The 13,365-nt window shown below is 45.0% G+C and carries 10 protein-coding genes; 2 read left to right on the top strand and 8 right to left on the bottom strand.

Annotated features, from left to right (window positions below; genetic code table 11):
* Nucleotides 1-87: 87 nt before the first annotated feature.
* From MHI52_RS11115 to rpiA, 8 genes are all read right to left on the bottom strand, one after another.
* Nucleotides 88-525, bottom strand: a complete 438-nt coding sequence (locus MHI52_RS11115) for a GNAT family N-acetyltransferase (RefSeq protein WP_036609514.1) — start codon at nucleotides 523-525, stop codon at nucleotides 88-90.
* A 155-nt stretch (nucleotides 526-680) separates the two neighbouring features.
* Nucleotides 681-1,394 (bottom strand): class I SAM-dependent methyltransferase, encoded by a 714-nt coding sequence (locus MHI52_RS11110; protein WP_315373246.1) that lies wholly within the window; start codon nucleotides 1,392-1,394, stop codon nucleotides 681-683.
* A 67-nt stretch (nucleotides 1,395-1,461) separates the two neighbouring features.
* Nucleotides 1,462-2,415: an alpha/beta hydrolase gene (locus tag MHI52_RS11105; RefSeq protein ID WP_315373245.1), complete on the bottom strand. Its 954-nt coding sequence runs from the start codon at nucleotides 2,413-2,415 to the stop codon at nucleotides 1,462-1,464.
* A 36-nt stretch (nucleotides 2,416-2,451) separates the two neighbouring features.
* Nucleotides 2,452-4,161, bottom strand: a complete 1,710-nt coding sequence (locus MHI52_RS11100) for an ATP-binding protein (RefSeq protein ID WP_405159028.1) — start codon at nucleotides 4,159-4,161, stop codon at nucleotides 2,452-2,454.
* 15 nt (nucleotides 4,162-4,176) lie between these two features.
* Nucleotides 4,177-5,283 (bottom strand): B12-binding domain-containing protein, encoded by a 1,107-nt coding sequence (locus tag MHI52_RS11095; RefSeq protein ID WP_405159027.1) that lies wholly within the window; start codon nucleotides 5,281-5,283, stop codon nucleotides 4,177-4,179.
* Nucleotides 5,284-5,551: 268 nt separating this feature from the next.
* Nucleotides 5,552-6,013, bottom strand: coding sequence for a MarR family winged helix-turn-helix transcriptional regulator (locus MHI52_RS11090; protein ID WP_036670259.1), 462 nt, complete (start codon nucleotides 6,011-6,013; stop codon nucleotides 5,552-5,554).
* A gap of 15 nt (nucleotides 6,014-6,028) precedes the next feature.
* A complete protein-coding gene (locus MHI52_RS11085; protein WP_405159026.1) occupies nucleotides 6,029-6,691 on the bottom strand; it encodes a GNAT family N-acetyltransferase in 663 nt (220 codons plus the stop codon).
* Entirely contained in the window at nucleotides 6,654-7,325 is a 672-nt protein-coding gene (rpiA, locus tag MHI52_RS11080) for a ribose-5-phosphate isomerase RpiA (RefSeq protein WP_017689275.1), read from the bottom strand. Before rpiA ends, MHI52_RS11085 begins: the two co-directional genes overlap by 38 nt.
* A 510-nt stretch (nucleotides 7,326-7,835) precedes the next feature.
* Between rpiA and MHI52_RS11075 the strand changes: the two genes are divergently transcribed.
* Nucleotides 7,836-9,578 carry a methyl-accepting chemotaxis protein gene (locus MHI52_RS11075; protein ID WP_405159382.1) on the top strand — a complete coding sequence of 581 codons (1,743 nt, stop codon included), beginning with the start codon at nucleotides 7,836-7,838 and terminating at the stop codon, nucleotides 9,576-9,578.
* 79 nt (nucleotides 9,579-9,657) lie between these two features.
* A complete protein-coding gene (locus tag MHI52_RS11070; RefSeq protein ID WP_405159381.1) occupies nucleotides 9,658-13,332 on the top strand; it encodes an amino acid adenylation domain-containing protein in 3,675 nt (1,224 codons plus the stop codon).
* The last annotated feature ends 33 nt before the right edge of the window (nucleotides 13,333-13,365 follow it).

Below are 13,365 nucleotides of genomic sequence, written 5' to 3'. Positions count from 1 at the left end.
GGACGTCCGACTCAGCTCATTGCCAAATCCAACATCCTGTACTGATGATAATCCATATATTTCTTAAAGTAATAAAAGGTCTCTGTGCTACTCTTCGTCCGTATCTTCCTCTTTTTCAAGCACACAACGGAATCGCTCCACACCTGGGTATAATTCACCCAGACTATATACCACAAACCCCGTATTCCGATAAAACTCGACGGCTTCCAGCTCGGTCTCCGCAATCAGTCTATCAGGGTTGTATGTTGCCAACAGTTGTGAGATCATACCACGTCCATAATTTTTAAAGCGGTTTTCAGGCAAAACCGAGATATGATGAATGGTAACCTCACTTGTTCCTGTCTTCTCATATCCAATCAGACCGATCAATTGTCCCTCATCTTCGTAACCGCCCATTTGCAATTCGTCTTTCTCTACATATTGTTGCAACGCACGGTTCAAGTGATCCGGATCAGGAAAAACCGAGTAGGACAATAGCTCCTGTACTTCCGGCTCCTGTATGCGTGATTTCAGATTAATTAACACCTTGATTCCTCCTATACCTTGCTTGTTTCCGTTATCGTATTGTAGTCGTTAGCCTCTAAAAGTTCAAGTCGTGTGCCGATTCAGCTCCGATAACGATCTCCCTTCAGACCACACATTAAGAGTGCCGGGTCCATTGTCAGGTCCCGGCAGAGAATTTATTGCTTTTGTACAGCAAAACGAAGCAGTTCACAACGGAATTGTGTCGGTTCATCATACTTTTCCTCTTCAATCGTCTGTGTAACATGCTCCTGAAGCAGAATATTCCAGCCTTTGTAGGCATCCTCCAGTATAGCAATCGCCTCGGCTGTGGGCAGGTTCAGCTCAATTAATGGTTCAATCTCCTTGCCTGTATTGATTTCTTTTTCCTCCACATTGGTGCTCATCGTAATACAATGAATGCCCCCTGTACGAGTTCCGGCCTGTAACCGGTCTATCGCTTCCATGAAGGCTTGCTTATTTGAGACATGTTCCAGACAAGAACATGCAGCAATAAAATCAAAATAGTTTGGCTCCACAGCATAATGTTCAACATCTGCTCTCACTGCCTGTACGATATGATCAACCTGATATTCTTTCGCATACTTGCGAAGTCCGTCTATGGCCTCATCCAGCAAATCCACACCGATGACTTCACTTTTCGTTTTTGCAAGGTGCTGTGCAATTGGTATCGTATGCCTTCCCACTCCGCATCCCAGATCGAGGACACGCAATTCCTCCTTGTGAGCAAGTAGACGTTCCAGCATATCCATCACCATAGGCATGGGCCTCGACATCCAGGTACCAGAGGCGAATAATTCATTATTCTGATAGAAATTGGAATGATAACCTGCCTCTGCTTTTCGCGCAGCCTCAAATTGTTCGTTTCCCATCAAGATACCCCCATCGTTTAGAAAATGATTTGCATCTTCTACTTAATACCAAATTGTCACAAAAAAATCAATTAAAAGCAGGTGACAGATTTTTCTTCATAAAGGATTCCAGCGCCGCCTCATATCCGGTGCGATCGACTTGAAACGCTGTGCCATGACCGGCACGGGGGACGGTCAGCAATTCCTTTTTGGTTGGGCAGGCTTCATACAACCTGTACACCATTTCCGTTGGTACAAACGTATCAGCCTCTCCGTGGATGAATAACACGGGAATGTTAACTTTGGCAAGCTGCTTGAGAGCCGAAGCCTCTCTAAAGGAATACCCTGCTTTCCACCGGGAGATCAGACTTGTGACAGGTATAAACGGAAATGCAGGAAGCTTGTATAATTGCTTTAACTGGAACGTCAGTTCTTCTTCCACGGATGTATACGCACAATCAGATACAATCGCTTTAACCTGAATCGGCAGAACTTCACCACCTGTCATCAGTACGGTTGCTCCTCCCATGGATATGCCGTGCAATATGATTTCCCCTTGTGTACCCACTTTTTCAAGCACCCAGTTGGTCCACTGGACATAATCCTTCCGATCTAACCAACCAAAACCAATGATATCACCTTCACTCTGTCCATGACCTCGATCATCTGGCATGAGTACGTTATAACCGTGCTTTTCCGCATAAAACCGGGCAAATCCAGCCATTTCTCTGCCTCTACCCGAATAACCATGTGCCAGAATAACCGTCTGATCCGACCCTTTATTGGAACCGAGCCATGTGCCATACAGTTTTAATCCATCATGTGATTGAAGAGATATCTCTTCTGTAGGCTGAGCATCCAGCCACTTCAGGTCAGAAGCACTGCTAATGATTTCATTGTCCGGTTCAGGCATCAGATTTGGATTATCTACCAAAAACGTTTTTGCTGTACGGCGAATGGCCGTTTTGAAAAAATAAAGCCCTCCTGCCCACAGAAGAGCAAGAACGATCAGTACCAGTGCTGCAAGTACGTAGAATAACATGAACGAGCCCTACCCTCTTTCCTCATTAAGATAAATTCAATCTTTACTTACTCGTTGCAGTGCTGCACATGCTGCTTGATAGGCGGGTAACAAAGCATCCAGCAAAGGTTCTGCTTTCCATGATTGACCTTCCTTCGCGAATTGTTCTATCTTGGCAAACAAAGTTGATAAATAACGAATCCCTAGGCTCAAACTCCCTGATTTCAGATCATGGGCTACCTCGGTTGCAGCAACATGGTCACCGGACACAATATGCCTGCGCAGCACCTCAATCTTGCCAGGTGTATCGGTACGATACATGTCCAACAACATACCAAGGAGTGTACGATCGCCATCGGTGTTTAATTCCGCGATCTCATGTACGATGCTCATATTTAGTACCTCGGTCGGTTCGGAGGATTGCTGCCACTTCTCGATCATCTTACTCAGAATTTCCAGCGTGAAGGGTTTGCCAATAAAGTCATTCATCCCGGCTTCCATACACTTGTCTTTCTCTCCCTGCATGACATTACCTGTCATTGCAATGATTGGTGTGGTATGGCGCATTTCATCCATTTCTATCGAGCGGATTTTGCGTGTTGCCTCCAAACCGTCCATCACTGGCATCATATAATCCATGAGAATCAAACTGTATTTTTTGCTGAGAAAAGCAGCTATTGCCTCTTCCCCATTCACTACAGCGTCCACTTGGGTTATTCCCAGTTTCTTGAGCTGCAACATAACAAGCTGTCGGTTGATGACATTATCATCGGCCAGCAATACAGATACAGAAGGAGCTTCATCATCCATATCCTGCCCCTGTTGCTCTTGAGCGGAAGCAACAGACTGGTTAGCGGACTGGTTACCGTCTTTCTTACCAAGTGTAAGTTCGAACCAGAATGTTGATCCTTCACCCTCCTGACTGTCTACTCCAATCCGACCTTCCATCAGTGTAACGAGCGACCTGCAGATCGATAATCCAAGGCCCGTTCCTCCATACTCACTTGAGCGTCCTCGTTCAGTCTGCATGTAGGGTTGAAATAACTGGTTCTGATCTTCTTCCGAGATACCAATCCCCGTGTCTTCGACTTCAAATCGGATCATTTGTGTAACTTCATCATCTTCCACAAGGGTGACTCGTATCCGCACCGTACCTTCTGATGTGAATTTGTTCGCATTCTGAATTAGATTGATCAGTATCTGTGTAATCCTCGTTGGATCCCCTTCAAGAAGAGTAGAGATTCTGGGGTCACAGTCTATCGATAACTGATTTCCGTTCTTTCTGACTTGGGGTTCGAGCAAACGAACAATATAGTTTATCGTCTCTTGCAGATCCACTTCTCCCAGTTCAAGTCGCATCTGACCCGCCTCAAGTTTGGACAGATCCAGAAGATCCTGAATCAGCTTAAGCAGCAGTTTGGCAGCATCCTGTATAACGGAAACGGAATTCTCCTGTTCTTCAGACAATGGAGACAGCTTCAGCATCTCAGCCATCCCCAATATGCCATTTAATGGCGTACGAAAATCATGACTGATGCCTGCAATAAATGCGATTTTTGAATCACCTGCATCTACTGCTTGCTGACGTGCAGCTTCAAGACTGTTATTGTTCTTAGCAAGCAAACGCTGGAGTGTCACCAGTTCATTATTCATATCCGAGAATTCCGAGAGTGTCCGTTCCTCTTGCTCTTTACTCCGGATCATCTGATCCGATAACTGCTCAATCGTTCTGCGTAGCCTCTGTATCTCTCCGCTCTCATTAGACATCACATCATCCCTCTCTTAATCCCTAACCATATCAAGCTGATTACATGTAGCTGGCTGAGCCAGTAATTGTTCTGCAACCGCTACCGCTTCATCGGCTCCTGGAGCATAACCGTCAGCTCCTATCGTTTTCCACAACTCCTGATCAATATTGAAGGGATATCCCCCAACCATAATCTTCACATGTGCCGTTGCCGGATGATGACGGATCAGATGAATCAACTCTTTGGCCAGATGAAGGTGATACGTCATCGTAACCGATATCGCAACAACATCGCCCTGATGCCGCTCTATAGCCTCTATTACACTTCCATTGGGAACATTGGCTCCCAGATAGTGCGTATCCCAACCTTCCATCTCGAACACATCTGTGAGCATACGCAGCCCGATCTCATGTTGTTCACTGCCTACACAGGTAGCCACTAGTTTTTTATCCTGACCCGTATGATTCAACCAGAGGGAATACAGACGTGACATAAATGACTGGGTCGCTGCCGTACAAAAGTGTTCTTGCCCCACACTAATACGATGGCATTGCCACAATCGTCCAATTTCATATTGGGTGGGCTGAAAGATATATCGATAAATATCACGAATCGTCACCCCAGCTTCTAACTGAGCTTCAATGATCTCAAAGGCTTCTTTCCGTTTATTCTCTAGCAAACACTGTAAGTAAGATTGCGCAGCATCTCCATATGGCATGGATTCGTTGATGTAACCCGCCTGTGACTCCAAGTGTGTTGTTCTATATATTCCCATCTCCAGATACTCGAGCAGAAGTGACTTTGACGGATGGTCAAATTCTTCTTCCAATGTCTCTTTGATCAGATTGAGATTAATCGCCAGGTCTTCTGGTGATACCTTATAACCCTCAAGTAGAACTTTCAGCCAGGCAATATAATGAGTAAACAGACCTGGACTCTGTACGAGCGCACTTTCTGCCAAATAGTTCAAGCTATACTCCGAATCCTGTTTGGTTCGCATTTTTCCATTCTCGCCAAATCGCTCAAGTAAATCGGGCTGTCTGAGATACTGTTTCTCCGTTATTTTATCAGCTAAGTTCGCAGATTCCTGGAGCAAACGTTCTCCTGCTTCTTGATGACTAATAGATGCACCCCTCCTCATACCCGCATCCTACTCAATCTTCATTCGTGACTAATCCAGAATGAGATTGATGTTAGCTGACTTGCAATCGGGATAGGTTCTTCTACTTGATCCAATCCATCCATTCCGCTCTTAAATCGTTATGTTCCATTATACATGAACTTTCGATAATCATGTTTTACACACGATGAATGTATAGAACAATCTTCCTATATTATGGAGGGCCTTGCAAGTCAGTCAGCCAGTATATACCTGTACTTTTCGAGATCCACAAAAAAACTGACCTGCGTTATGAACGCAAGTCAGTTTTCCCTTCTGCCGCCAGTCCCAGCTTCTTCAACATCTTAATCGCAGCTACTTTCTCGGAAGGGTCAAGTCCTTCCAAAGCATCAATGATGACCTGATGGTGTTGTGGAAATATCTGTGTGAACAGTTCTCTTCCTTCCTCGGTTAACTCAGCGTAAATGACACGCCGATCTTCCTTGGATGGTCGACGAAACAGCAGATTTTTATTTTGCAACTTATCTACAACATACGTAATATTACCACTGGACATTAACACCTTTTCACCAATCTTTTGCAATGCCTGTGGTCCCTTATGATATAACAAATCAAGCACACCAAATTCTGTCGTATTCAGTCCGTGACTCTGGATGTCCCGATTGGAACGTGAGGTCACAGAATTGTAGGCCCGAACAAGAACCACGAATAATTGTAAAGACAGTTCCCGGTTGTCCTCCGTGTTCAGCATTTCAATAATCCTCCATCAGTTGTTTACATTTCGGCTCGTATGAGGGGCCAGCTTCTGCTCCCACTCCTCACGGAGCATCCCCATACGAATTGAATCATAATATTGCCCGCGAACGATACGACACTTCCGCATTCGACCCTCCACCTGTAATCCGGCTTTCACAGCCGCACGCATCATACGTTCATTACCAGACCAAGTAGTCAATCCAACCCGAACCAAAGGCATCTGTTCGAACAAATGACTTGACCACATGACAAGTGAGCGTGTGCCAACCCCGCGTCCCCACTGGACAGATCTGTATATTACAATCCCCATTTCCAGCCACATGGATAACTCATCTTCTATGTAATAGCTGATTGTACCCACAATTTGTCTGTCGGATTCAATAATACGGATTGATACGGGTTTGGAATCGCCTGGACCTACTTCCATACGTTTGAGCATACCTTGTTCAAAACTTTCATAACTTTCGTGTTTAAGTGGGTAATAAGGTGCATCCCATTGCTTCCATTCAGGTACATCATCACTGTAGATCAATTCATAGAGTTCTTTCAGATCCTGTTTCTCCACACACCTGAGTACAAGTTCCCCATCAACGATTGGCAGTTCTTTCATACGATGAAAAGCACCCTCTTCCATATTAAGAACGATGAAGCTCTTCGATACTTCCGTCCGCATTGGCAAGAATGACTGTACTAGCCATATCCACAAATAGTCCGTTATCAACAACACCTGGTAACATGTTCAATTGAACATTAAGGTCCGCAGCGTGATCAATCGCCTCCAAGTGGCAATCTGCTATCAGGTTTCCGTTGTCTGTCAGATAACGTTGCTGTCCATCCATCCGCCACTGTGGTTGACACCCCAATTGTTCGAGCGCCTGGAAGGTCCACTCAGAAGCAAATGGAACCACCTCAACTGGAAGCGGGAATTTACCCAACTTTTGCACGGCTTTGCTGCCATCCGCTACAATAATCAATTTGTCACTATTGGCAGCCACGATTTTCTCACGCAAAAGAGCCCCGCCCCCCCCTTTAATCAGGTTAAATTCGGGATCTACTTCATCAGCGCCATCAATGGTCAGATCCAGACGTCCAATCTGGTCAAATGGGACGATGGGAATCCCCCATTCACGGGCAAGCTTGTCCGAAGCCTCTGAAGTGGCAACCGCTTGAATGTTCAATCCATCACGTACCCGCTCACCGATCCGGCAGATGGCATAATAAGCTGTTGAACCTGTTCCCAATCCAACCTTCATTCCATCTTCAACATATTCTGCCGCACGCTCTGCTGCTATCTGTTTAAGATTCATCTATAAACCCCCGCTGCTCATAATTTGAGAAATGCATATGTAGTTATTATAGATAAAACCGCTTCCGATGTATATCCGTGCCTTCTGTTGCATCTTTGCCATCATATTTTTGTTTTGTTGAAGGATGTATTTTTACCCACCATGTTATAGAATACAGAATGAAGCTAAAAAATGGGAAATTTTAAAATAAACAGTTCTAAATACCTATAAACCATCTGATATGTCCATAAATACGTAAAATATTAAAAAAAATTTAACGATACTATTCAATTTAACGACATTTTATACGACATATTAATTATAGATGTGTTTTAATAATTAGACACCTATGGTTCATACGGTACATAAGTCTCTACGAAAGCGACTGATAAACCAAGACCATGGTCGCATAAATTTCCTTTGGAGGGGATCACGGAATGATCTAGTTCACTGTACCAATGCAACCCTAAAGTTTCTTAATTTAAAGAAGATCAGGAGTGGAATTTAGTGAAATCATTAAGTTGGAAAAGCATGTCGTTTTTCTCCAAAAATTTGTTACTCTCATTTACCAATATCGTTATCATCGGGGTAGCACTTATCGCAAGCAGTTACTATTTTCAAAAAACAGTTCTTGTTGAACAGTTGCATGGACAGGTGGAACAAATTACCAAAAAATGGGCTGAAGATATCAATCCTGCCGAGGTACAAGCTGCTATTACGGAAGGTAGCTATGATGGAGCAACACAAACGAAATTACGAGCGTATTTCGATGAGATGCAACAATATTATCCTAACATTGCACAAGCCTACATCTTCGGTGTTGAGCTCGGTGGCGATAACAAGAGATTAACTTCCCTTGTAGCGATGCCAACCAACCTAAGAGAGGCTTTTCAAAGTGAGAACGTAAATATTGGTGACATGTATGAGCAGCCGGTCGTTGTAGCCAATGCACTGAAAGAAATGCTTAATACGGATCGCCCAACATTCACAACATTTTATTCCGATGATTTCGGAACATGGACAACCATTGCATATCCAATCAAAGACAGCAACGGAAAGATTTTCTCATATTTTGCCGTTGATGCAGATGCATCAGCCGTACCCGCGGGACTAAACTCCTTGCTCAAAAACGGAATTATCATCCTTGTGGCCTTCTTGCTATTATTCCTGATTATCCAATACCTTGTAGTTAAAAACACTCTTTCCCCTATCCGTCACTTGATCAAAGGAATTGATGACGTAAGTCGGGGTAATTTGAATGTCAACATTCCGACAGGCAAAGACGATCTGGGGCTCGTTAACGAGAAGTTCAACACCATGGTTCGCAAAATCAACGATACTATCGTTAAAGTGCAAATCACATCACAAGAAGTAAATCAGTCTGCCAAAGAGCTATATGAAGTTTCCGAGCGCAACAGTGAGAATGCAGATTCTATCAATAATAATGTGACTCAAATCACTTCCAACATTCGTTCACAGGAACAGGCAACCCGGGATAGTGCACGTGCCATGTCCGAGATGGCTACCGTAATCCAGACGATTGCCAGCAGCTCGGCAAGTGTAGCGGATGAAGCCTATGAGATGGAACGTCGTTCGCAACAAGGTAACAGCGTTGTACGTCAGGTATCTGAACAGATGAATCTGATTACGGAATCGGTTAAGAATACCGCTTCTGCCATTGAGGTTCTGGAGAGTCGTTCACAGGAAATCGGCGATATTCTCAATATCATCTCGGGTATCTCCAGCCAGACCAACTTGCTTGCTCTTAATGCTTCCATTGAAGCAGCTCGTGTTGGTGAAGAAGGAAGAGGATTTGCAGTTGTTGCAGGTGAAGTACGCAAACTTGCCGAGCAGTCTGAACAAGCAACCAGCCAGGTTGGCGTATTGATCCAAGAGATTCAAGCTGGAATTAAACAAGCTGTACGTGCAATGGAACAAGGTACGTCAGAAGTAGATACAGGACTCAGCGTAGCCGATCAAACAGGACAATTGTTCGAAGATATTTTGGAAGCAGCGAAAAAAGTATCTAATCAGATTCAGGAAGTATCAAGCGCGACGGAAGAAATCTCTGCGAGTACGGAGGAAATGACCGCTACAGCAGACGACTTGTCTTCAAGCGTAAGCAAGACAGCAAACAGCAGTGAACAAATTTCCTCATCTGTTGATGAGCAAAAAGCATCTTTGATTACACTGGTAGACTCCTCCACACGCCTTAACAGCATGTCTGAGGAACTCCAAGAATTGATCTCTCATTTCAATGTAAGCAAACAATAATTCAAATCCACAAACATTCGGTTTGAACCAAGGAGGAATAACTGAAGTGATTGAAAACCAACCATCTTCTTCCCATTCCATGGAATCTAGTTTGCCAGTTCTGCAGATTCCACTGGATTTTGGGCGACGTCAACAATCATTCTCTTATCAGTCTGCTCAAATCACATTACATGCTTCTCTGAGCCCTGAACTTAAACAGAAGTATGGAGAACAGATGGTGTACCCGGTACTCCTCTCAGCTTATGCAGCCTTGTTATTCCGATTGTCAGCTGAACAGGAACTTGCCATAGGTATACTTTCCCCGGATCAGGCAGCTTCTTATCTTTCATTACAGATTCAGGGGAAATTGACCTTCAGCCAACTATGTCATCAGGTTTCAGAGCAGCTCAAGATTGAATACACGTTGCAAAACGGTGGATACCCTGAATCGTTTTTTATGCTGAATAGTGTACAGTTGCCTCAAGCTCCTCAAATATTAAATTGGAACGTTCGAGATGATCAGAACATGCTCATCCTCGATCTGTTCTATGATAGTTCACTATTGAAAGAGTCTACCGTGCTGAGATATGCAGAATATTATCAGACTCTTCTACTCGCCCTTGTGCGTGACGGTGAGAAAGCAATCGGTACGGTAGATATTCTTTCCGCCTCAGATCGATTGCTTTACCGTGAAATGAATGATACTTCTGTTCTCGAACCAGAAAATCAAACGGTTCATGGCTGGTTCGAAGCAACGGCAGCGGCATATCCGGATTCACCGGCGATAACATCGCCATCCAAAAGTTATACGTACAGGGAATTGAATGAACGAGCTAATCAGGTTGCACGTGTTCTGTTATCCAATGGATTGCAGAAAGGTGAATTCGTCAGTATCTTTATGGATCGAAGTCTGGAGACGATCATCTCCCTGCTTGGTATTCTGAAGGCAGGTGGCGCGTATGTTCCGATCGACCCTGAGCATCCACAAGAACGTAACAGTTATATCGTGGAAGATACGGCATCCTCCTTCGTGCTGACAACGGAGGCTTCTTATGCCCAAGCTTCCAGCTTGTTCTCCAGTATAGCTACGGTCCGTCAGATTCTCGCTGTGGATGGTCGTTTGGCCGGATTTGCAGCAAGTAACCCCAATCTGGATATTCAGCCCGATGATCTTGCGTATATTATCTACACGTCAGGGTCGACCGGTAAACCCAAAGGTGCACTGATTGCCCACCGGGGTGTAATCAATCTTGGCAGTGTGGTTCAGCGTGATTGTGACATTCAACCAGGTGATGTATTAACTCAGTTTGCTACATACAGCTTTGATGCATCCGTGTGGGATACCATTGGCGCCTTGTTCTATGGAGCAGAATTATATCTGTTGTCTGCGGAAGAACGTGTATCCGTTGAAGAATTCGCAAGTGCAATTGAACGGACAGGAACAACCATCATTACGATACTGCCTACGATTTTCTTCAATCAGCTTGCTTCCTACTTATCCGATGAAGGTTTCCACAAGCTGGCCAAAGTCAGAATCATTACTGTAGCCGGAGAAGCGTTATATGGTGAACAGGTTCGTGCCTTCCAGCGCAAATTCGGAAACCAGATTGATATTGTTAATGTGTACGGACCTACCGAATGTACAGTAGCCACAACTACTCACCGCATCAGTGAGCAGGTTCCCGAACATGTGGTGAACATCCCTATCGGTAAACCGATTCATAACTACAAAGTATACATTGTGAATGAAGAACAACAGCTCTGTCCGGCAGGTGTACCTGGTGAGGTATATATTGCTACCCCTGCATTGGCCAAAGGTTATCTGAATCAGCCAGAACGTACAGCGCAAGCATTCATTGAGAACCCGTTTGCGATAGGTGAGAAAATCTACAAGTCTGGCGATATTGCCAAATTGCTGGATACCGGGTTGCTGGAATATGTTGGTCGCAGTGACTCTCAGCTAAAAATTCGTGGTCACCGGATTGAGATCGGGGAGATTGAAGATCACTTTGCACGGCTTGATCAGATCCAGAACGTTGCCGTCATTCCGAAGAAAGAATCCGATGGACAAAATATGCTGGTTGGTTACTTTACATCGAAAGATGGCAGTACTCTTTCTGTTTCGGACATCAAGGCAGAACTGACGGAGAAACTTCCTTCTTATTTTGTACCAAAGTGGATCTGTCAGCTGGATGAAATGCCGATTGCACCAACTGGAAAAATCAATCGCAAAGCGATGGTATCCCTGCCTCATGTGGAACGACATGAAGATCGCCCTGACCGGGTCATGCCTGAGACGGAGACGGAATCCATTATCCTGGACGCATGGAAAGAAATCCTTCAGCACGATGACTTCGGTGTCGAAGACAGCTTCTTCAATATCGGTGGGGATTCACTCCGGGTTATTCATGTACTGGTTATTCTGAAACCACATTATCCGCAACTGAACATTGCCGACTTCTTTGCCGAGAAAACAGTCCGTGCTCTCGCTCGTCGTGTGGAAGTATTGTCTCTCAGTGCAGCAGTAGTTACGGATTCAGTGGTAACCGATGGCATGATTACACAATTATCCGAACATCCTGTGGAGCTAACGCCCCAGTTGGGGTACCCGCTCATTCGTGAACCTGAGCATGTGTTGCTGACTGGAGCAACAGGTTATCTAGGCTCTCATGTGTTGCAACAGTTAATTCTGAATTCCAGTACACGGATCTACACCCTTGTTCGTCGACCATCCAATGGAATAACTGCAATGGAACGTTTGACTAACGTGTTGGAAGGTTATTTCGGCAAACAACTGACTGACCAACTCTCCAGTCGCGTGGAGATTATTGAAGGGGATCTCGAACAACCTCATCTCGGCCTGTCAGCTGAACAAAGGGCTTATGTTCAGGATCGAATTGACCGTGTCATCCACTGCGCTGCAGACGTACGTCATTTCGGCGATGCCGATCAGTTCGCCAAAACAAACGTGGAAGGAACGGTCGCATTGCTAGACTTGATTCGCAGCAAACCAGGTGCTTCCTTCCACCATGTATCCACAATGGGTATTCCGGAAGATCTGGCACTCAGCGGACAATGGGAATCTTCCCTGCAATATGATCGGTTCCCGGCTGACTTGCATGTGGACAACCTGTATTCGGACAGCAAGCTTGAAGCCGAGAAACTGCTCATGATTGCCGCCGAGCAAGGTGTGCCTGTCAGCATCTATCGTGCAGGTAATCTCACTTGTCACTCCGAAACTGGACGCTTCCAGTCCAATATTGATAGCAACGCCTTCTATCGTATGATCAAAGCAATGTTATTGCTCGGCAAGGCTCCTGCGGCTGACTGGATGGTTGATTTTACACCGATAAACTATGCAAGTGAAGCTATCGTTCATCTGGCCTTACGTCAGGATACCGCCGGTCGTGTATTCCACATCTGTAATCCGGAGCCCATCCGTTATGATGAGCTGATCCGTTCTGTGAATCGGGCTGGTTACGAAGTCGAAACGCTACCTTTCGCCGATTACACACGTTGGTTGTTCGATGCGAGCATCAGCAAAGAGCCGGAAGCTCTTCAGTTGGCTATTGCACAGCTTGAAGGCGACGGTGCGAAGGATTCAGCATATGTCTATGCTTGCCCTGTGACAACGGCTTATGTGGAACCTGCTGGCATCTCATGTGCAAAAACAGATGATCGCTTCATCTCCGTCATGTTAGACTACGCCGTTCAGATTGGATATTTCCCGTCTGCAATCCGGCGCCATAACGGCACTTCTACAGCAATGGAGTAAGTTCTTTATTTTCAACACTTCGTACATTAGCAA

It is taken from the genome of Paenibacillus sp. FSL H8-0283 (assembly GCF_045040675.1).
In the GTDB taxonomy this organism is placed as follows: domain Bacteria; phylum Bacillota; class Bacilli; order Paenibacillales; family Paenibacillaceae; genus Paenibacillus; species Paenibacillus amylolyticus.
Note: the sequence above shows the minus strand (reverse complement) of the source record. Positions and strands in the feature narration are given on the sequence as shown.